Raw genomic sequence first — 20,232 nt, forward strand, 5'->3', positions numbered from 1 at the left:
AGGACAAGGGCAACCGCCATTTTACCCGGGGCAACAACCGACACCTTCTCAGTTCAACAGTTTTAATCAACCTGTTGCAAGTCAACCGCAGCGTCCTCCAATGCAGCAATCATCGATGCCTGGACAACTTCCGATGCCATCACAGCAACCTCCTCAGATTTCTAACAATTACGGCGGTTATCCTAATACATTTTTTAATCAAGGGGCACAACCACCTGCTCAACAGCCTAATCAACCCTCGTCAACTTATAACCCTTATCGCCCTTAGCAGCAATAAGAAGTTGATGCCTCGTAAGCAACCTTTCATAGGTTGCTTGCTTTAATGTTTGAAGGTAGGCGCTTATTACTCTTCTGATAATACCACTTGCGTATTATATTTAGTGCGATTTAAACAAAAGCTACTTCTAAATTGTTTGATGTTAGGCTCATTAGCAAAAACTCGTCTAGCAAATTCATTGTAATGATTCATGTCTTTAACATGAATGACTAATAAATAATCGGTCTCACCAGAGACAAAATAGCATTGCATAATTTCCGGCTCCATAATCATTTTGCGTTCAAAATGATTGAGTAAATCTTCGCGTTGTTTTTCTAAGGTAATATTCACAAAAACGATTAATGGCCTTCCAACTTTAAAAGGATCGACTAAAGAGACATCACTCGCAATAATGCCTTCTTCACGCAAACGCTTTACACGACGAAAGCAAGGCGGTGGTGAGATACCAACTAAATCCGCTAAAGCAAGATTAGTTATTTGATTATTGTTTTGCAGAATATTAAGAATTTTTCTATCCGTTTTATCTAAAAACTCATCACCACTTTCTTTTTTATATTTTTCTAAATTAGCAAGTTCTTTTTTCATAAATTACCTTTTAAATAAAAAAAAGATTATAAAAGGTAATTATTAATAACAAAATAAGAAATTTTTTTCTTTAAATTTTATGTTAATTTGCTATCTCCATTTTCTATGAAAAGAGCAATATGATTAACATAAGATTAGCCCAGTTTAATGATTTAAATTCGTTAAATCACTTAATTCAATTATCAGCTCGTGAGTTAAGTCGTAAAGATTATTCAGTAGAAGAAATTAACAGTGCCATTGAATATGTTTTCGGTGTTGATACCGAATTAGTGCTTGATCAAACGTATTACGTGCTTGAAAAAGATAATCAACTTGTTGGTTGTGGCGGTTGGAGTAAGCGAAAAACATTATTTGGCGGTAATCAATTCAAAGCTCGAGAAGATGCAGCTTATCTTAATCCTTTGCAAGAGGCTGCTAAGATAAGGGCTTTTTTTATTCATCCCCAGTTTGCCAGGCAAGGTTTAGGAAGCATACTTTTACAACATTGTGAATATGAAGCGACGCAACAAAGCTTTATGAGCTTTGAAATGATGGCCACATTGCCCGGTGTTAAATTATATCGTGCTGCAGGTTATCAATGGGTTAAAGATATATTTATCACATTACCCAATGGTATAGAAGTGAGATTTGTAAAAATGAGCAAAAGCTTAAAAGGGTAAATGCATGATTCGCGAGTGCCTGGTGCAAGAACGCTATTGCATATTGCACCAGAAGATTTAACACGAGTTTTAAAATCCGCCTGGATTCCAATGGATTTCATCAAAGAACAAATTAATGTGTTCCATACTGCCTGTCAGGATAGATTTTTTACTCAAAATGTTTAATTGATAGGTGACGGTACCCTTTTCAATGTAATGAGGGTTAGAGATTATAGCAATAAAATTTTGCGGCTTACCTGATGTTGCAATCATCGCGATAGCGGCATTTGGTGGTACAGCAGAAAAATTATTTTTTAAATTTTTATCACTCCATAATTCAATAAATTGAGTTAAAGGCAATGTACCGGCTTGTCTTTTAGGTCTGTCGGTAAAATAGCCCACATAAGCAGGCACATCACGTAGGGTTAAGCTGTAATTCTTGTCTTTGTTTTTAATGAGTTCACCTTGGGTGGCACTTTGCAAAAATAACAAACCGCTATTAAGTGCTAACGCCATGCTACTGGTTAGAAACAATAAAATGCCTAGAAGTTTTTTCATTTTTTTTCCTCTTTGTTTTAGATATTGTGGATAAAATTATTTTCATTTTGCACAGAGCCAGCTTGCTTCTTAGGCGAGGGAAAGGTACCTATGCTTTTTAGAGTGGTTACAGGAGAAGGAATTGCACGTGTATTAGATGTAGTAGCATTTAGCGCAGAAATATCTATTACGGTTGCATTATCAATTACCTCTTCAACGCGTGGGCTATCAACATCAGGTAGTTTGGTTGTAGTTGTTTGACTATCATTGTCATTGCCGCCCAGTAAATCGTTAATGTCTTCAAATTTAAAGATTCGTGGTTGAGGAATTACATCATCGTCATCGCTATGCAAATCATTATTTTCCGTATCAGCAGGATAAATCGATTCAATATCAGTATTAATGCTAAAAGCTGCGCTTTCTTGCGGCGTTTCAGGGTAAAGAAATGAATACACTGAAAGGGTTGTTAATAAAAGTAAGAATGCGCCACTAACACCAACTGTCGTAAAAAAGAAAGGCTCGCTGATTTCATCATTATTTTCAGCCGCATAAATGTCATTGGGGAAATGAAATAGCGTAGCTGCTAAGGACGGATTTTCAGCTAAGAGATTAACAATAAGTAAAAGAACTCGACTTATCTTTGGGTGGGTTTCTTTTAATAAAGAGCTTAGTAAAGCCAAGGTGCCTGAAGCTAAAATAACCGCAGTAGGCGTAAAGGATTCTGGATCAACAAAAGCTTGTTGCTCTAGCATGCCCAAATACCCGCCAGGCGCATTCAGGCCAAATGCTAAATGAGCAGCATGCCGCATGAAGCTGCGATCAATTAATTTATTTTGTTTATGAATATAGGCGAGTCTACTTGCCATGATAGCAGGTATGGCAGCGGTTGATGGTGCTATAAATTTATTGTAATAACCGTCAGTTTTGACAAGCTCTACGCCACTAATATAAGCACCTAAAGTATTTATCATATTCCAGGCAAAACCAAAATCAGCAAAGAAACCACCAGCACCTTGAGCTGCAAAAAAAGTTCCTGAGTTAAGCGCTTTAAGAAATTTATTATCTGGATAACGTTTAGCTAGTTTGGCGACCGCTTCATTGGAGAGGCTAATAGTGGCGCCAAAACCAATCGGTGCAATTAACCAAAGTCCTTTATCCCACGTGATAGCAATGCGACTAAACGTTGCTGCATAAGAACTTGCTCCACGCAAAAAGCTATTAATCCCTGAAGCCGTTGCGATAATAAATTGACAAGATTCTCCCTGATTCTTTTCTTTGTCTTTCAGTAAAAGTGCTTTTGTTTCTTGAACACCAGTAGCCATAACAACTCCAAACAGCCAACCACTTGCATAACTTAGGCACTTTACGTCAGCACTACTAACACGGCTGTTTAATCAGCATCCATGAAATTTAAACGTGGGTGATTTTAGACTGGTTTTATCTTGGAAATAAAGAAGCTAAATTAAGCTAGGGTTTTTATTAATATTAATTTTAATACAACAGTCAGCTATTCTAGCGAACAAAAAGTAATTAATCAATTATTAATCAGTTAGAAATATTTGAATACTTTGAATATTTATTTTAATCATAAAGATCAAAACATAGATATATTGTTCCACCTATTAATAATTGAATATAATTTATATTAACTAAAGGTTTTGTTTTGGTTTTTTTAAGGTTATAAGGATAGAAAATGCTCACTTTAGTATTGAACATCATATACGTAGATACTGTCTTTAAGAGCAAGCAAATTTCATTAACAGGTTTTTTGTTTTTTAAGACAGCATCTACTTGCTTTATCTATCCAGTTCGAAATACCTTGGCGTGTCTACGGTATCCATAGCCTTAGTGCCACTTCATTGGATACCACAGACACGCTGCGGTATTTCGCTTGTAATTTATTTTATACTAAGTAAATGTAGCCTGGGAGTAGGCCCCAAGGGCCGTATCCTAAGTTTTACTCATGTTACTGTTATTTGCTGATTAGCAGTCAACGCAATAGACTTGCCCAGTTTGAGCGCCCTCTATGCTTTTTGCAAATGCTTTTGCTACCTTTGCTGCTGGAACTGGGATAAAGCCTCGGAAAAATTCGCCATAGCTATCACCTGATTCTTCTAATACGGTAGGGCTTACAGCATTAATACGTAGTCCTCTAGGTAATTCAATCGCTGCTGCTTTGACAAAACTATCTACTGCCCCATTTACCAATGACGCTGATACACCACATCTAATTGGATCACGATTTAAAATGCCACTTGTTAAAGTAAATGAGCCGCCATCGGTAAGATACTTGATGCCGCTAGTTACTAAATTGATTTGGCCCATTAGTTTGTTAGTTAAACCTAAAGCCCATTTTTCAGGCGTAAAATCTTCTAGAGGGGCGAAATGAACGCTCCCTATCGTTGAAACGACAGCGTCAATTTTACCGACTTGTTGATACATCTCGTTAATTGATTCAAAATTGGTAATATCAACTCGAATGTCACTATTGCTTCTGGCAGCGGTAATGAGTTCATGATACTCATATAACTCATTAACGACTGCTTGTCCTAAGGTTCCTGTAGCTCCGACAATTAATATGCGCATATTATTTTCCTGCATGCAAATATTCTATTGAATGGTATAAATTATTTAGGCCTACATTGCTTGAGTTAAGGCATTATGTCAAATAAAATTTGAGCACTAGCGATTGTTTGTGCTCAAATTTATTGTTATCAAATAGGGTAAATTAATATGTTAAGAGCCTGCGCCTAAACTACTATGATGCTGAGGCTGTTCTACAAGAATTTTCTCTAATTCCTTTTTGAAATTTTGTAGCAGTCCAACTGGGCTAGTAAATAGAGTATCTTGCAGCCAATCATCAACTGTTTTATTACTAATAGGATGTTTTATTAACATATCAACTAATGAGATTAAATATTTTGCTGTGTCTGTATCTGATGAAGCAATGGATTGGTCAAAAAATAATCTTATTTGTTGTTTAAAGTCCTTAAAGATACCAAGACGCAATAATCTTTTTTCTTCTGTTGGCCTATGCTTGATTTGTACTGCTAACTGATTAAGTTCGCGCCGCATTTTATCTTCTGATAAAAAAGAATCGCGTGAAATCATACTAGATGGAGGAAATTCAGCTCCTTTAAGATTAAAAGTAGCCTTATTAAAATTAGCTCCAGCCAATTTGGAAAAATTAAATGAACTTAAGTCTGCGCCTTGTAAGTTGATATAGTCGTGATTTTTAATAGCTTTAAATTGGTTTTCTACTTTTTCTCTGTAATATTTTTTTGCATCAACGCCTGTTGCATGAATTTCATTTAATTTAATTAAGCTATTCATCAATTTTAAATTTTCTAAGAGATTGGGATTTAGTTCCTTTTCTAACTGTGAGATGGCGCGCTGTAATCTCTCAGAATCTATTTTATAAATGTTATCCGTTGTTAAACTAATGCAAACAATTTCAGATGCTGTAAGTGTGTTTCCCTTCTCAAACTTCGTAAGCAAGTTTTTATATTGTTCTGTTTGAGTGTAGTAATTTAAGAAGAGCATTGCATTAAAAGAAGGCAGTTCACCTACGATAGCAACAACATTCTTAGGACTTGTAAGCAAGCTATTGATGACATTTTTATGTGTTTTAGAAAGCTCACGGACAGTGGCTAAAGTCTCAAAAGGAAGAAAATGTAATATTGTTTTAAAAATTTCCTCAGGTAAGTCTTTTAATTCTATTTTTCTATTTTGGCTAGATTCTTGGGGATTCGGTGACTCGCTACGGCCTTTCATACATAAATTCTTTCGCTTTAATAAGATTTACATATTATATATAAATTGAACATATTGATCAATATTTTAATATATAGGTTAAGACATTTCATTAACTTAAATTTGAATGGGCGGGTAAGTGTCAAATTGTACTGAGTATTAGGAAGAATTAAAGGTTAGGGCACGCTAGGCGGTTTGCTTTTCTTTCTTGTTGTTGCGCAGTAAGCCAAGCTAGAAGAGTTAAGTCGTTGCGAATCTTTACGAAGTCAAAGGTTTAGCAAGCAAGTCAAGTGAGTCGATCAAAACCCGGACTGGATTGCTTCGATTCGCTCGCAAAGACTTGCAAATGGATTAAATCAACTGGCAGTTTTTAAACAAAAAGGCAAATATAAATTTTTAACGACGCGATCATTAATAAGTATTTCTGCATTTTTAAAATACTAAAAAAAAGGATAGTTACTAAAAGTAACTAATAACTATTGCAAATTACTTTCGGTTGTTTCATATTGTTTTTAATAAGGTAATTAAATTAAAAATTACAAAATTTGCTAGCTTCGATTTAGATCAAAGGCTACATATTTTGTTTCCTAATATTTAGCTAAATTCTTAATTAGCGGTAACAAATTGGAAGGCTAAAAAGTCAAGTAGGCTAAGAGGTTTCTAATTGTTGAATGTTGGTATTAATAGGCTTCAATCTATTAATTAAAGAGATAGGGAAATCATCCATGTTAAAATTTAAATACGCTCGTCAGGTGATTTTGGCCACCTTATTTTCATTGATGACCTTCAACTTATATGCACTTGATATAAATCTTGCGTTAAATGCTCGTGCCTGGGCTAGTTCAGAAGGCATGCCAGCAAAAAATGCAGTTGATGGTGATGCAAGTACACGGTGGGGCTCAGCTGTGGGTGTTGATCCCTCATGGATTGCAGTTGATTTGGGTAAATCGTATACGCTTACCAGTGTGGTCATTGATTGGGAAGCAGCTAATGCCGAAATTTATGAAGTACAAGGTTCTAATGATGCAAATAATTGGACAACCTTAGCAAAAAGAACAGACGGCGTATTTGGTAATCGCACGGATGTTATTTGTGTGTCAGGTACTTATCGTTATGTACGTGTTTATGGTACTAAGCGCAGCGCAGGAAATCAGTGGGGTTATTCTATTTGGGAATTAAAAGTATATGGTGGCACTGGCGGCTCAAATCCCCCTGATCCAGGTGACAATGATTTTATTCCTTTATATTCAAGTACCACGCCTCTTGAGCCAGAGACTGTAGTTAATACGCCTGTTGCTTTAATCACACGCTTTGCTGATCGTGTTCGCGATCGCCATGCTCGTGAAGATGAATTTCATGCCTACGAACATTATCTACCTTTTTATTGGGAATATCGTACTATCCAAGTAGAAATTGTCGACGAAGTAGCCAAAGGTGGGAATAGAATCGTAGTGAATGTAAAATCATTATGGCCGCTTAGCACACCCGATTTTCGAGCCTTTTATCGAGGTATTAATACCGTTGCTGAATATTTTCATAATGCAAGACTGACACCAACAACCAGCGACAGATTAAATTATACAACAACAGTAAATTTTAACGCCAAAGAAGGTCGAAATATTAGAAATGGCGATCGCATGGAAATAGAAATTAGTCCATTTCTTAGTAATCCACCACGTGGCCGAACTAACTACTATGGGACTGCCTTTTTATACATAGTTGGTCAAGGTATTGTGCCTTGGGAAGCTCGCGGTGTGTTTGGTAATCCGAATACTGAGCGTGAAGATTCCTATCCTATTCCAGTAGATGCTTGGTTAGGTGGTAAAACAACAATTCACCATCAATACTCAGCAGAGCCTACCTCGCTCTTTAAACAGATGGCTACTAATACGTCTAATATTAATGGTCAGCCTTTTGTCCTAGGCCGTCGAGTTCATCATACTAATATGCAGACTGGTGCTCATTCTGAGGCTGGTAATCCAGTTTTCACTGAGCTTGCAAATAAAATCGGTACTAATTACATTAATTCCTCTTGTATAGGTTGTCATCAGAATAACGGTCGTGCCCTGCCACCTGCCGTAGGTACCACGTTGACAAACTATATGGTTGTAGTGGCAGACGCTAATGGCAACCCACATCCCAAGGTAGGTTCTGTTCTACAGCCGCGCTCAACTGTTGGCGCTCCTGAAGGCAATGTGGTTATTCAAAGCTGGACTGAAAGTGGAGGATTACGTAAGCCAAATTACCAATTTTCAGGTTTTTCACCAGCACCAGCACGCTTCTCAGCACGCATCACACCACAATTAGTGGGTATGGGATTACTGGAGGCTATTCCTGAGTCTGCTATCGTTGAATTAGCTAATGCCACAAACAAAGGTAATGGTGTTGCTGGCCGCATTAACATCGTGCCTGACTTAGAAACAGGTGTACCTCGTATGGGGCGTTTTGGTTGGAAAGCAGGTAAAGCGAGTGTTAGGCAGCAAATTGCATCAGCTTTACGTAATGATATGGGTGTCACAACATCATTAGCACCGGCACCAGATTGTGGAGCCGAGCAAACTAACTGCGGTCCTGCAGGTGCGGTTTTAAGTGATCAATATCTTGATCAGTTGACCGATTACATTGTTCTCTTAGGTGTAAGAGCACAACGTGACTCAGAAAAACCGGTAGTTAAGCAAGGTAAAGAGCTCTTTAAGCAAATTGGTTGCGAAGCTTGCCATGTCTCAACATTTACTACATCGCCTTACCATCCTCATGCTGAGTTAAGAAACCAAGTTATTCACCCTTATACGGATTTATTAATACATGATATGGGTCCTGATTTAGCTGATAACTACGGCGACTATAAGGCAACTGGATCAGAATGGCGGACAGCACCTCTATGGAATATTGGCCTGACAGCAGGTGTGAGTAATGGTGAAGCTTATCTACACGATGGTCGCGCCCGTACGTTGCATGAAGCAATTATGTGGCATGGTGGAGAAGGCTCAGCAAGTCGAACAGCATACAATAATCTTACGCCTGAACTACGTAATGCAGTGATAACATTCTTAAAATCTCTCTAGGTTTCTCCCTGACTAAAAGGTATGTTAGTTCATCTAACATACCTTTTTTATTTATAGATTCAATACTAGCCTATAAGTCATTTATCGATATCAATTTCAACCGTTTAAAGTTTTGCAAAATGCAAAGGATACCATTGTCAATTTGATTAATTAATTATTCTGTTATAAACGCATCGAATATATTAAATTCTGATGCGTTTAATCCATTATTTATGCCAATCTTACGTATTACCTATGACTGTGATAATTTGAACCAGAATGAGTTTCAACCTGTGGGATACCATTACCATGTCCATGGTGATGATGACCAGAATAAGCATTAGGATGGTTATGATGGTGACCTACATAGGGCGCAGGGGCTACTCCATTAGTGTATACAGCGCGGGGACGGCCATAAAAAGTAGGTTGATAACTAGGCGTAGTGGCATAGGCAGTTGCGTAGGGCCTGTAACCGGGATTTCTGCATGAATTGCCAAAGAGAAAAGGGAGGAGGCACACACCACCTATAGTTAGCATCACTGCAGCAATGGGCAGAATAGGTAGGAAAAGGGGCGCTGCGGCAGGGGCTACAGCTGCAGCTGCCATTAAGGTTGTAGAGGCAGCAAGGGCCGTGCTTTTTGCACTAAATGCTAATAAAGCAACAGTTGAAGCGACTGCCACGCCAGTTAATGCAGCCATGCATTTTAACATAAAATGATGATTTTTTCTTGGTAATTCCGTTGTTCGTACTTCTTTCATTATTAACTTCCTATTTTCATTTTAATCCTATAGCATCTTCTGTTTCTTAAAGCGCAGAGTCAACTATTTTTTTACATTAATGTTAAGAAAAGTAAAATAATAGTTAAGAACGATTAATATAGTAAGTTCAATTTGCAGGCGATTCGAATAGCTCGTTATTGACTCTTAACGATTTCTTCATTTGTTCTGTGGCTTTAACTAATTGTTTAGCAATATTCACTTCCATAGCTGAGTGGCCCGCAGCCTGTGCGAAAACTAATTTAGATCCTGGCCAGGCTTTATGCAATTCATAAGCTGTGAGAGGGCGAGTTATGATGTCATAGCGACCCTGTACAATGATTAAAGGCAAGTGATTAATTTTATCTATATTATTTAAAATTTGATTTTCTTTTAAGAAAAATTGATTAACACTGTAATGAATAAATGTTCTTGCAACGCCTAAAATTAGTTTATCATTCGTCAAAAGGTTGTCTAGCTGGGCTTTATTTGTTTTGAGAAAAGAACAGCTTAAATCATATTTCATAAAGGCCCGAGCGGCCGGTAGGGCAATATCAGCCTTAGGATGCATAACCAAATCATGATAGGCTGCTTTTAAATCGTTTTGATTAGCAGGCATAATAAAATCATTAAACTCTTGCCAACTATCTGGAAAGATGTCTTTCATGCCGTACCATAATTGTTTATCTTCTTGTGCCCTTGCTAAAAAAATCCCTCTTAAAATAAAACCAATGACTTTATTAGGATGAGCTTGTCCGTAAGTTAAAGCCAACGTACTGCCCCAAGAGCCACCAAACACCAGCCATTTTTTAATATCAAGATGCTCTCTTAATTTTTCCAGGTCAGCAATTAACGCCTGCGTATTATTTTCCTTCATTTCAGCAAAAGGAGTAGAGCGTTTTGTAGCGCGTTGATCAAGTAAAATAACGTGCCAAAACGTCTGATCAAAGAAGCGCATTTCATTATCATTGCATCCGGCACCCGGCCCGCCATGTAACACAATCACAGGTATGCCTTGCGGATTACCATATTGGGCATACCAAACTTGATGCAGTGAACTGACTCTTAGGTAACCTTCATTAAAAGGTTTAGAGGAGGGAAAAAGGTAAGCAGGTTGATTCTTTTTAGACATAATTAGGGAGAATATTTTAATGAAAGTGTTAGTGAAAGAATAACGAAAAGCAGGAATTTTTTCATCTAATTTACCTAGCTAGGCGTGATTAGTCAGGTTTGTGGTGTATAATAGTGTTTTTTAAATGAGCTTGGCGTCTTATATGGTTACAAGAGTGATAGATAATCCTGGCCGAGGAAAGTGTGCATTTTTTTCATTTTCAATTGGCTTAATGGATATGATTAAGCATCAATGTGCTCGTGATCCAAGAGGGCGGAGTGCCATATTTGAAACCTTCCAAAATTTAAGTGTGGCAGCCTTAGGGCTTTCTTCTGTAGATGAACTTAATATCAGTTTAGACGAGATAAAAAAATTTAATTATAACAAGCAATCATTTCAATTATTAGACAAAATGCAACGCTGCTTTCGGCATATTATTTATCATCACCGAACATCAGATTTAAGGGCAGGTGGCTTAAATTTTGATAACGGAGTAGGGCCTACGGCTTTCTTTGATTTTAACGAGTTAGTGCGTTGTTTTGCCAAAAATGATTTTCAATCAGCCCAATTTATTGGTTTAATAAATTTTCCTGCAGCGCGTGCGTATGCTGAAAAGGCAGCAAATGAAATTAAATCTATCATGAAACGTTTAACAGAGTGGTATCCATCAAAGAGGGCAGATGAAGCTTATACCACAGCTAGAAACAAGTATATGTTAAAGCATTTTGATCATTATGCTAGTGAAATCATTTTTAAAGCCTTTAACGATGACGTTTATAATCAAGCTGGTGAAGTTAACGATTCCTCTTGTATTGTAGCAGCACTCAGAGATGTAACCGTCGAGAGTCGCTGGGGTACTCATCAGGATTTAGACGAGTTAGCTCATATTTTTAATATTAAATTGGGTGTGCGCACTTATTCTGAAAGGGGTAGCTATCAGAATATTCCGGCTGGTGCAGCCTTTACTTTAAATAATTGGGGCAATGGCCACTGGAATACCAGTCTAACTTTTTTAGGCACTTTTGCTGGTAAAAAATATGATACATTTACTAAAGACAGCGTGATTTCTAAAGAAGAAATTAAGGAAATTTTATTAACTTATACGACGGGCTGGAAATCAATCTTTACACCTCGTCACCATTTAGATATAGCAAAACAATTAATTAAAGATTGTGATAATGAAACGATAAATGTTACAACCATTGCTAACAAGCTTAGCCGGTATATGACAGAAACGAATTTTGCTAAAAATAGCTCATTTATAAAACGAGCACATTATATCATTGCTAGGGCTGAATACAGTTTAGCGCCAGCTAAAGATGCGGGTAAATTTATTGAGCCAAGTAGTCTTAACCTTTAAGAAGTAACTTTTTGGCTAGGTTGTTTAAATTATTTTAAATGGAAATACTAAGATACTAGCGCCAAGAGGTTGGCGCTAATGCATAATTATCTCCAGCAGCGTAAAAACCCTCGGCCATTAATCCAGCAATCAGGACGTCCTGGTGCAGGAACCGCCCAAGGCCCTGGCATGTTAGGAACGCATCGACCAAAATAAGTCATATGATAGCCGAAACCACAGCCTTGAGCGGCATAAGTAGTCGATGAAGAAAACACACCTAGCATTAAAACAGTGCCTATCGCAAAGGCACCTATAAATGTAGGTTTATAAATAGAACACACTTTCATAACACCCTCCTTATGTTAGGTCGCGATTTTACTCCTTAAGTATAGAGCTGAATTAAGTGATATTGCATAAAAAAATATCAAGTTGTTGAAAAATAAAAAATTATATAAACTAGATTATAAAAACTCATGATTGCAAGTTTGTGGTAGGTAGGAGGGTATTTAATTATTTAAGTGGTTTTATTCTTAGATTTTAACCAGTTTTCGAAGCGATTTTGGCTATTTTCCTTATCAAAAGAGGCATGTGCACTATGTTCTGCCTGCTCTTTAACTAGATTATCTTTAATCAATTTGCTGGCATAATCTTTTAGCTCTTTAAGCGAATTAAATTGCATAAAATTACTTAATTTTAAACCTTCACCAAAATAGGCATTATTAATAGCGTTTTGTGATAGTGGCTCTACTAATTCAGCTAAAACAAGGTTTTTCCATAAATAAAAATGAATATTATCATGCTGACTCTCATCTTCATCTTTTATTTCTAAACGCGTCACTACTAAATGTAAATAGTTATTAGCTAATAGCAGGTAGCCAGGTGTCCCATGTTTAGCAAGGGACGGCTCCCAATTATGCAAAATACTAAGGATAGTCTCACTGGCACTTTTGCTGTTGGTTTTTTGCATAATCAGGTGATGCAAATAAGTCTGTCTTGCATGAAAGGAATTAAAATGAATGGCATGCGTTAAATAGTCATTAAAAGCCTCATCATGAAGATTTTTTTTTGCTTGCAAGGCGGCGAGATACAATAGATAGCCTAAAACAAAGTCGATATCAGGAATGTATTTTTGAGAACTAAAGGTAAAGTGGGGATTAAAAGAAATTCTTAACTCCGCTCTCTTTTCAGCCCATAAAGTGTCAAAGGCGGTTAATTTAAGGATGTCATAGTATTCTGGGTAACGTTGATTAAATTGTATTAACCAGACTAAAGGCCAGGTACGTATATTTTCTATCACTTCATCGAACTTAGCTGACTGTAGGCAACTAGATACTTTATAAAATTCTTTAGTTCGGTCTGAGTTCATTAAATTTTCCACCAAGTCTACTTATTAGAATTCTTGCGAACCGCTACCTAGCGAGTTTTAAATGCGGTCTATTCTCCAGCTTGTCGACATTCATTTTTAGCATTTTCTGCACATAATTGCGTGCAATCGCTATCACCTGATTTCTCACATTTATTAATGCATTGAGTAACGAACTGTTGAATACAACGCGCTTGGGCATTTTCATCTTCTTGCACATTGATTTGCGAGCTGGCAATTGCTGGCATTGGCACCCAAATTAAAACGAGTAGAATACTGATTAATTTATGCATATATTTTTCCTTTGCGAGAGGTATATGTTTACTTTAGCACAGGATATGGCCTATGGTTTTAATAATAAAAAGCATAGATAACTAGTTTGTATTCATTATGTATGGATTATTCTTTGCATTTAAAGCAGCGGCTTTCTGAGTCTTGGCAACTTAGCAAAGTGAAGCAACCGCTGCTTTAGTTATTGTTTAATGAATTTCAAACGAAGCCATAGGTGCTAGCTCTTTAGTTGATTGAATTTGCTCATTACTCGCATAAAGCCCTACTTTCTTTAATGTTGCTGCGGGGCTTGGTGATGGAATAAACGTACGTTCTATGCGATCTAGTTGACCTTCTGCTCTATTTAAGAGCTTGTCATAGCGTTCATTGCTTAATCTTAGCTCTTCTTGCGTGAGCATAAGTTGATGCTTTGCTTCACAAACTTGGGCTTCAATTTTTTCAAAACTCACTTTCTTATTATCAAGAAATTCTTTTAAGCTATTTTGAAAAAAAAGACGATCTTTATCATCAGTAATCACTGTATTACTTAGCATATCTACTGTTCCTTGCAATACAACGGCAACGTTATTAGCCTCATCTAATTGGCCCTTCAATTGTGTTTCCACATCTTTTAATTCAATGATTTTATCAGACAATTGGGCTTGGCAATCTTCATAATCTTTAATCGCTTGCGCTAATTGAGTTTTGTATTTTTCTAATAATTCACTATGTCTTTGCACAGAATCAGCAAAACTTGTTGATGTTTGTTCAAGCTCGACTTGAGTTAGATGTAATTGCTCTTCAATGCCAGCTAATGAAGTTACCCGCAGCGTTAATTGATCAACCTGGCCCCCTAGCTCTTTAACATGGGTATTTAGCTGTGCATTTTCCTGTTGGAATTTTACTATTTCATTGGCTAATTCTTTACGGATCTCATCTAATGACTCAATGATAGCGCCTAGTGTGTCGGCTAAGTTTAAAATACCTTTTTTAAGATTTTCTCTATCATTATTGCTTTGCTTATGATGATTATCAAGTAAGAAACTTGTTGCTACATAAGACACTAGAGTAAATAAGCTAATGACAAGCAGTACGGCAAGATGAGTAATGATAGTTAGTGCAAAGAGAGGTACGGTAATGACTGAGCCTGATAGGACTTTTTGCCACCAAGGTAATTGACCCCAGAACTTTGCTGCTCGCGATAAAATACTGGTATTTTGTGCTAACGCATCAACCATTTTATCTAGTTCTTCTTTTATTTGGTCTAGCTGCTTTTTTGTAAATAAGATTTGTTGCAGCTTATCATTTTCTTTTTTAGTTTCGTCATCTTCATGCTCAGGCCGTTTGTTTTCTTCCTTTTCCGCAAAAGCAGGTTGAGTTATTTTGGTTTTCATGACGTGCCTCCCTTCATTTTTATAATTACAAAAACATCCTAGCTTCTAGTGAATTATTTATTTCCATAGTTATGGATCTAGCGAAGCATTTTATTGGACTTGTCCTATGTTATTTACCTAAATCAAACCATTTATAATTTTTAAAGTTTATACAGCCCCTATTATATTTACCTTAATGCAGCTAGTTTAGTAAAGAGCTCTTTGTAATTTTTGTTGGCAATTATCTATCTCTACTACTGAAGTGCGGGATTTGTGCTTTCTAGTGCGGAGAAGTAGGGATTAAGTAAGCTAATTTATCGCATGAGTAATTTTTTTGTAGACATGTATGTCACTTATTATTTTAATAGATTTTTAATCAAACCTGAGATAATGAAAAATGGATTTTATTGTACTTTTTTTATCCTTGCTAATCTTTTTACCACTTAAGACTTATGCGCAAGATTTACCCCTGCATTTGCTAAAGCACCCACCCGGTTTTGCAGTGACTATTTATGCAAAACCTATCCAAGATGCTCGTCAAATGACATTAGGAAGTAAAGATATTGTATTTGTTGGTTCACGAAAAGAAGGTAAAGTGTATGCGGTTATTCCTGATAAAAATAGTAAGTATGGGACGCGCGTTTTAACGCTTGCTTCTGGTTTAACAATGCCTAATGGGGTTGCTTTTTATAAGGGTGATTTATACGTGGCCGATGTTAATCGTGTTTTACTATTCAAACAAATTGAAAGCCATCTTAATAATCCACCAAAACCAATCATAATAAATAACGCATTACCCAGTGAAGATAGCCATGGTTGGCGATTTATTCGTTTTGGGCCAGATAATAAACTCTATATTGGTGTAGGGGCGCCGTGTAATAACTGTCTCAAGGAAGATCCGCGTTTTGCGAGCATCATGAGAATGAACCCAGACGGCAGTCAATTAGAAATTTATGCCAAAGGTGTACGTAATACCGTAGGTTTTGACTGGAGCCCTAGTGACCATAAGCTTTGGTTTAGTGATAATGGCCGTGATTGGCTAAGTGATAATACGCCACCTGATGAATTAAATTATGCGCCTCATTCCGGTATGAATTTTGGCTTTCCGTATTGCCATGGTAAAAATGTAGCTGATCCTGAATTTGGTCATTTACATGCATGTCATGAATTTACAGCGCCTGAACTTGAATTGCCTGCGCATGTAGCGGCCCTTGATGTTACTTTTTATACCGGGCGTTTATTTCCATCTGAGTATTATGGCCAGCTTTTTATTAGCGAGCATGGCTCTTGGAATCGTAAACAAAAAATAGGCTATCAGGTTATAGCAGTTAAATTAAAAAATAATAAAGTAACTGAGGTTAAGCCCTTTATTTGGGGCTGGCTACAGAGCGACAAGGTGTGGGGAAGACCTGTGGCTAGCTTAGTATTACGAGATGGTTCCTTATTGATTTCCGATGATTATGCCAATGTTATTTATCGAGTTAATTATGCAAAAAAATAAGCCTTTAAAAGGCTTATTTAAGAGTGAGTTTATGGCTAAGGTGTTTCTACTTGCAATAGATTATTTTTCAGTTGGTGATTTTTAATAAAATTAATGAAAACTAAGTAAACGCCATTAGTCCAACCAAATCCTGTTTCATTGGTTTTATAGCTATATTTAATCTTATTAACAGTTTGTATACTGCGCTCTTCAACGTCGTATTTTTCAAAAATAGTGTGGGCTTGTTGATAGCCTTTTTCAACCGTTTTAATAAATCGATTTGCTACTTCATGTGCTAATTGTCTATACCCATAATTTTCTAATCCAAGTACGGTAAAATAATGTAGGGGCGCCCAACCAAAGGGTGCATCCCATTGTAAGCCTGGGTAATGTTTGCTAGTTAAAAGCCCACCTTTTTCTAAAAAAGTAGGCAAATTATTAATTAACGCTTGCGCTTGTTTTTTCGAAGCAATACCTGCCCATAGCGGATAAAATGTTGTAACGTAAGAGTAATCACGTAAGCGCTTTGTTTTAAAGTTATAATCAAAATAATAACCAGTACGGCTATCCCATAAATAACGATTAATAAGCTTAGCTCGTTTCTGCGCTCGTTTTCCCCAGAGTTTAGCTGTTTTTTTCTGTTTTAATACGTTATAAATTTCTTGGCTATCTAGCTCTAATTTATATAATAAGACATTTAAATCAACTGGTGCATAATCCATAATAGCCGCGCTAAAAGGGCCATATTTTGCTGTGATATCAAACCCTGATTCCCTAACGGTGCGATCGGCTCGATAAAATAACGGCGTTAATTGTTTGGTTTGCTCATTATAGTAAAGTGCTTTCTCATAATCAGGAACGTCGTGGGTTTGAAAATAATCGATCACTTTAGAATAATAAGTAGGTGATTCTTCAGGACAGGGGCCAGTTCCACCAGCATAGTAACGGGATAAGCCGAGTTCTTTAATTAAGTGCGGTGGTGATGTCCAATAACGATATAATTTGTTAATCGCCGGAAGGGTAGATTTTAACCATGTTTTATCGTGGGTTTTATAGTAATAAGCAAGAATCATTTCAGTTAAAAGTGGCGGATGAGAGCGCTCTAAATAATAAGTACGATTGGCATTTAAAATAGTTCCATAATGTTTAATTTCGTAGATTAAATTGTCTACCATGTTTTTTGCCAATTGTAAGCGGTTGTGCTCTAATAAACCAAGTTCAATAAAATAGCTGTCCCAACCATACATTTCATTAAAACGACCACCTGGTACAACATAGGGGAAAGGTAGGTATAATAAGCCATGCTCTTTAATCGAGTTAATATTTTTGGGTAAATAGCGAAATTCAATCCACTTTAATGTTTCGCTAGGAAGATGCTGGGTAGCAGTTAATTTAACAGCTTCAATATTTTCATTTCTAGGTAAATAAATAATTAGTTTCTCTTCCGGTAACTTGCTATCAAACCAAGATTTGAATAAATTTTTATTGTCTCGCGTTAATACATCCCAGCTGTTTGAAATATAATGATGTATTTCATTATCTTTCTCTTCTGCTTGATTGGGGGTAACAGGGTCAGCATGTAAGGTTAAACAATAGCAACAGTTAATTATAAACAAACTAATTAGTAATTTTCGCATACTTCCCTCAAAGTTATAAATTATATTGATAATACGGAGGCATATCCGATATGCTTGCAAGTTAAAGAAGATAACTTATCATCTAAGACTTAACTTACTGCTGCTTGAAATTAGGTCACTATGATGAAAACCTGTTTCCAGCTGCTGTAAATTGATATAAAGTGCCTAGATGAGAAAAATCCTAGAAACGAAGGTTAGCGACAGTTAACCTAGGTTTCTTAAAAATTCCTTCTAGTTCCGTGCTTTTGTAAAAGGCTAAAGTTATTTCAATAAATTGCTATCTATTCCAAATCTAAAGCCGAACGTGTTTCACTTGAAGCCCCCATTTTAAAAGGGGTATAACTATTGACAGAACTGTTTTGCTAGCGCACTTGATTTGGCGGATCATGTGGAATCTCCGATTGGTATTCATAAACTCTCCCATTATTACCATTTCAAATTGTTTGATATTAAAATTTTTGCTCATCAAACTGTATACAATGCCTCATTATTGCCCATGTTTTTGCTGATTAGTATTATTTATATAAATGGCCTTTACACTGGTATTAAATATAAATATTTGGGCCAAAAGGACTCTTAGGTGGTTTCGCTAAAATACAATAAGGTAGAAGCATTAAAATAGCCAGCATGGCATTTTTTTTCATAATGACTCCTTATTGCTATAATTAATCTTCCAATAAAGGCATTTTATTTATTACCGCGTACTTACTTTTGACAGATTATTTCCGAAAGGTAAAAAAATCAAACTATTTTGTCATCTTAATACCTACATTAGGTAACTAAATGCTATAAATGGATTCACCTGTCATAACAAGGATTGGCTAATTATATAATACCTTGTCAATGCTTCGCAGGCGATATCCAACTAAGGCTAACTGGGAGAAAATTTAAGTTTGATGTAACCTGCTACTGATTTATGATTAATTTATGGTAGTAGTGGATTTTTTTTAGATGATGCGGTGGGCTTAAGTTTAGCCGTATATGTCCAAGTAGGGCATACGCTGTAGTTGACAAAGTTAGATAATAATAAAAAATAAGCACGCTTAAATTGCATAGAGTTTTGCATGACAATCCTTGTTAATAAAATAAGTTTGTGTTTTGAGGGGGTATAAGGGGTAATCGACTCTTAAAAATAAAACTTTAGACTATATTATATAGATTTCTATCTAAGGCATTTGCTTGAAATTAAGCTATACTTTAAAAGTTTATTGAGCGGTAAGAAGATGTCAGAATTTACACAAAAAATTAATATCGAAACACTGATTCTAGTTGCTGTTTGGGAACAGCCCTTTGTTTTTCAAGGTTGTTTTCAGATTGTTGATGCAGGTAGTACAGCAAAGATTTTATACTATTTTCGTTGCGAATGTGAAAAATCAGATCATACCAATAGAATTAATAATAATTTTTCGCCTCTCAATTATCACTTCTCTCATTTGTTTAGCAATTGCAATCTCATTCCATTGGATAATTTAAATGATGCAAAGGACGCTGCAATTTACGTGCTGAAATATGCCCTGCATATTACCTTATTAGAAATGTTAAGGCAGGAAAAAAAGCGATTTTTAGCAATCGATGATATCGCCATGCATGCCATGATTGAGCGAATAAAGCCTATGTTAGATCAAAATGTGTTATCTAACTTAGAAGATGGATTAGGCTTTGCTGCCTCAGTTGAGTTTAAGCCGCAAGAGAAAACAACCCAATCAGCAGTAAGTATGCTTCTTACAAAATTTGCAGACTTTGAATTTCAAAAGAAAAGCGTGCATTAATTACTATGGTTTTTTAAGTTTATCTAATTATTATTTAAGTAAATAAGCTGATTATAATTAGTTAAAATTGGCTTATTTTCTCGCATCAATGCGATCATTATGAACTAGATACTGTATTTTATCCTTTAATAATCCTTTTGTATTACGGTTTTTTGCGAAAAATTTTTTAACAATTGATTTCATAATTCTTCCTTAAGATTATTCTAAACTTCTAAATGCTTGTGATTTTATAAATTACTCAAAGCCATTTAGTGTTATCATCGTGTTTAAAAAAATAAACTTTAGTTTTTTGCAGTAAAA

At 36.2% G+C, this 20,232-nt stretch carries 18 protein-coding genes; 6 read left to right on the forward strand and 12 right to left on the reverse strand.

Annotated features, from left to right (window positions below; all coding sequences use genetic code 11):
* Window positions 1–115: 115 nt before the first annotated feature.
* Window positions 116–268 carry a hypothetical protein gene (locus tag DYE47_RS16015; RefSeq protein ID WP_160149855.1) on the forward strand — a complete coding sequence of 51 codons (153 nt, stop codon included), beginning with the start codon at window positions 116–118 and terminating at the stop codon, window positions 266–268.
* Window positions 269–343: 75 nt separating this feature from the next.
* Here the strand turns inward: DYE47_RS16015 and DYE47_RS05475 are convergent, their stop codons facing one another.
* Window positions 344–862 carry an Lrp/AsnC family transcriptional regulator gene (locus DYE47_RS05475; RefSeq protein WP_115302299.1) on the reverse strand — a complete coding sequence of 173 codons (519 nt, stop codon included), beginning with the start codon at window positions 860–862 and terminating at the stop codon, window positions 344–346.
* A gap of 119 nt (window positions 863–981) precedes the next feature.
* Between DYE47_RS05475 and DYE47_RS05480 the strand changes: the two genes are divergently transcribed.
* Window positions 982–1,521: a GNAT family N-acetyltransferase gene (locus DYE47_RS05480; RefSeq protein WP_115302300.1), complete on the forward strand. Its 540-nt coding sequence runs from the start codon at window positions 982–984 to the stop codon at window positions 1,519–1,521.
* A gap of 69 nt (window positions 1,522–1,590) precedes the next feature.
* Here the strand turns inward: DYE47_RS05480 and DYE47_RS05485 are convergent, their stop codons facing one another.
* The 4 genes from DYE47_RS05485 to DYE47_RS05500 form a co-directional block, all read right to left on the reverse strand.
* On the reverse strand, window positions 1,591–2,058 hold the full coding sequence (locus DYE47_RS05485; protein ID WP_115302301.1) for a hypothetical protein: 468 nt from the start codon (window positions 2,056–2,058) through the stop codon (window positions 1,591–1,593).
* 17 nt (window positions 2,059–2,075) lie between these two features.
* The gene (locus DYE47_RS05490; protein WP_115302302.1) at window positions 2,076–3,359 is read right to left on the reverse strand and encodes a hypothetical protein; all 1,284 of its coding nucleotides are present in this window, start codon (window positions 3,357–3,359) and stop codon (window positions 2,076–2,078) included.
* Between the two features lie 661 nt (window positions 3,360–4,020).
* Window positions 4,021–4,623 carry a short chain dehydrogenase gene (locus tag DYE47_RS05495; RefSeq protein ID WP_115302303.1) on the reverse strand — a complete coding sequence of 201 codons (603 nt, stop codon included), beginning with the start codon at window positions 4,621–4,623 and terminating at the stop codon, window positions 4,021–4,023.
* A gap of 150 nt (window positions 4,624–4,773) precedes the next feature.
* Window positions 4,774–5,811, reverse strand: coding sequence for an F-box protein (locus DYE47_RS05500; protein WP_115302304.1), 1,038 nt, complete (start codon window positions 5,809–5,811; stop codon window positions 4,774–4,776).
* Window positions 5,812–6,515: 704 nt separating this feature from the next.
* Between DYE47_RS05500 and DYE47_RS05505 the strand changes: the two genes are divergently transcribed.
* Window positions 6,516–8,855, forward strand: a complete 2,340-nt coding sequence (locus DYE47_RS05505) for a di-heme oxidoredictase family protein (protein WP_160149856.1) — start codon at window positions 6,516–6,518, stop codon at window positions 8,853–8,855.
* A 228-nt stretch (window positions 8,856–9,083) separates the two neighbouring features.
* On the opposite strand, the gene DYE47_RS05510 is transcribed toward DYE47_RS05505, so the two are convergent.
* On the reverse strand, window positions 9,084–9,593 hold the full coding sequence (locus tag DYE47_RS05510; protein ID WP_115302306.1) for a hypothetical protein: 510 nt from the start codon (window positions 9,591–9,593) through the stop codon (window positions 9,084–9,086).
* Between the two features lie 127 nt (window positions 9,594–9,720).
* Window positions 9,721–10,722, reverse strand: a complete 1,002-nt coding sequence (gene pip, locus DYE47_RS05515; RefSeq protein WP_115302307.1) for a prolyl aminopeptidase — start codon at window positions 10,720–10,722, stop codon at window positions 9,721–9,723.
* Window positions 10,723–10,864: 142 nt separating this feature from the next.
* On the opposite strand from pip, the gene DYE47_RS05520 reads away from it, so the two are divergent.
* The gene (locus DYE47_RS05520) at window positions 10,865–12,061 is read left to right on the forward strand and encodes a hypothetical protein (protein WP_115302308.1); all 1,197 of its coding nucleotides are present in this window, start codon (window positions 10,865–10,867) and stop codon (window positions 12,059–12,061) included.
* Window positions 12,062–12,147: 86 nt separating this feature from the next.
* On the opposite strand, the gene DYE47_RS05525 is transcribed toward DYE47_RS05520, so the two are convergent.
* The 4 genes from DYE47_RS05525 to DYE47_RS05540 form a co-directional block, all read right to left on the reverse strand.
* Window positions 12,148–12,387 carry a GCG_CRPN prefix-to-repeats domain-containing protein gene (locus DYE47_RS05525; RefSeq protein WP_115302309.1) on the reverse strand — a complete coding sequence of 80 codons (240 nt, stop codon included), beginning with the start codon at window positions 12,385–12,387 and terminating at the stop codon, window positions 12,148–12,150.
* 167 nt (window positions 12,388–12,554) lie between these two features.
* Complete coding sequence (locus tag DYE47_RS05530) at window positions 12,555–13,406, reverse strand: DUF5630 domain-containing protein (RefSeq protein WP_115302310.1); 852 nt, start codon at window positions 13,404–13,406, stop codon at window positions 12,555–12,557.
* Window positions 13,407–13,474: 68 nt separating this feature from the next.
* Entirely contained in the window at window positions 13,475–13,696 is a 222-nt protein-coding gene (locus tag DYE47_RS05535; protein ID WP_115302311.1) for a hypothetical protein, read from the reverse strand.
* A gap of 186 nt (window positions 13,697–13,882) precedes the next feature.
* Window positions 13,883–15,067 carry a LegC2/C7 family Dot/Icm T4SS effector gene (locus DYE47_RS05540; protein ID WP_115302312.1) on the reverse strand — a complete coding sequence of 395 codons (1,185 nt, stop codon included), beginning with the start codon at window positions 15,065–15,067 and terminating at the stop codon, window positions 13,883–13,885.
* A gap of 376 nt (window positions 15,068–15,443) precedes the next feature.
* Here DYE47_RS05540 and DYE47_RS05545 point away from each other — a divergent pair, with 376 nt between their 5' ends.
* The gene (locus DYE47_RS05545; RefSeq protein ID WP_115302313.1) at window positions 15,444–16,547 is read left to right on the forward strand and encodes a PQQ-dependent sugar dehydrogenase; all 1,104 of its coding nucleotides are present in this window, start codon (window positions 15,444–15,446) and stop codon (window positions 16,545–16,547) included.
* Window positions 16,548–16,582: 35 nt separating this feature from the next.
* On the opposite strand, the gene DYE47_RS05550 is transcribed toward DYE47_RS05545, so the two are convergent.
* Complete coding sequence (locus DYE47_RS05550) at window positions 16,583–18,163, reverse strand: trehalase family glycosidase (protein ID WP_115302314.1); 1,581 nt, start codon at window positions 18,161–18,163, stop codon at window positions 16,583–16,585.
* A 1,223-nt stretch (window positions 18,164–19,386) separates the two neighbouring features.
* Between DYE47_RS05550 and DYE47_RS05555 the strand changes: the two genes are divergently transcribed.
* A complete protein-coding gene (locus DYE47_RS05555) occupies window positions 19,387–19,932 on the forward strand; it encodes a hypothetical protein (RefSeq protein ID WP_115302315.1) in 546 nt (181 codons plus the stop codon).
* Window positions 19,933–20,232: the final 300 nt, after the last annotated feature.

Origin of the sequence: Legionella beliardensis (genome assembly GCF_900452395.1) — a bacterium.
Lineage (GTDB): Bacteria > Pseudomonadota > Gammaproteobacteria > Legionellales > Legionellaceae > Legionella_C > Legionella_C beliardensis.

Coding starts and splice junctions, on each gene's coding strand:
- DYE47_RS16015 (WP_160149855.1), top strand. CDS start 116: ATGCCTGGACAACTTCCGATGCCATCACAGCAACCTCCTCAGATTTCT.
- DYE47_RS05550 (WP_115302314.1), bottom strand. CDS start 18,163: ATGCGAAAATTACTAATTAGTTTGTTTATAATTAACTGTTGCTATTGT.
- DYE47_RS05490 (WP_115302302.1), bottom strand. CDS start 3,359: ATGGCTACTGGTGTTCAAGAAACAAAAGCACTTTTACTGAAAGACAAA.
- DYE47_RS05485 (WP_115302301.1), bottom strand. CDS start 2,058: ATGAAAAAACTTCTAGGCATTTTATTGTTTCTAACCAGTAGCATGGCG.
- DYE47_RS05545 (WP_115302313.1), top strand. CDS start 15,444: ATGGATTTTATTGTACTTTTTTTATCCTTGCTAATCTTTTTACCACTT.
- DYE47_RS05500 (WP_115302304.1), bottom strand. CDS start 5,811: ATGAAAGGCCGTAGCGAGTCACCGAATCCCCAAGAATCTAGCCAAAAT.
- DYE47_RS05495 (WP_115302303.1), bottom strand. CDS start 4,623: ATGCGCATATTAATTGTCGGAGCTACAGGAACCTTAGGACAAGCAGTC.
- DYE47_RS05510 (WP_115302306.1), bottom strand. CDS start 9,593: ATGAAAGAAGTACGAACAACGGAATTACCAAGAAAAAATCATCATTTT.
- DYE47_RS05530 (WP_115302310.1), bottom strand. CDS start 13,406: ATGAACTCAGACCGAACTAAAGAATTTTATAAAGTATCTAGTTGCCTA.
- DYE47_RS05535 (WP_115302311.1), bottom strand. CDS start 13,696: ATGCATAAATTAATCAGTATTCTACTCGTTTTAATTTGGGTGCCAATG.
- DYE47_RS05480 (WP_115302300.1), top strand. CDS start 982: ATGATTAACATAAGATTAGCCCAGTTTAATGATTTAAATTCGTTAAAT.
- pip (WP_115302307.1), bottom strand. CDS start 10,722: ATGTCTAAAAAGAATCAACCTGCTTACCTTTTTCCCTCCTCTAAACCT.
- DYE47_RS05540 (WP_115302312.1), bottom strand. CDS start 15,067: ATGAAAACCAAAATAACTCAACCTGCTTTTGCGGAAAAGGAAGAAAAC.
- DYE47_RS05555 (WP_115302315.1), top strand. CDS start 19,387: ATGTCAGAATTTACACAAAAAATTAATATCGAAACACTGATTCTAGTT.
- DYE47_RS05505 (WP_160149856.1), top strand. CDS start 6,516: ATGTTAAAATTTAAATACGCTCGTCAGGTGATTTTGGCCACCTTATTT.
- DYE47_RS05475 (WP_115302299.1), bottom strand. CDS start 862: ATGAAAAAAGAACTTGCTAATTTAGAAAAATATAAAAAAGAAAGTGGT.
- DYE47_RS05520 (WP_115302308.1), top strand. CDS start 10,865: ATGGTTACAAGAGTGATAGATAATCCTGGCCGAGGAAAGTGTGCATTT.
- DYE47_RS05525 (WP_115302309.1), bottom strand. CDS start 12,387: ATGAAAGTGTGTTCTATTTATAAACCTACATTTATAGGTGCCTTTGCG.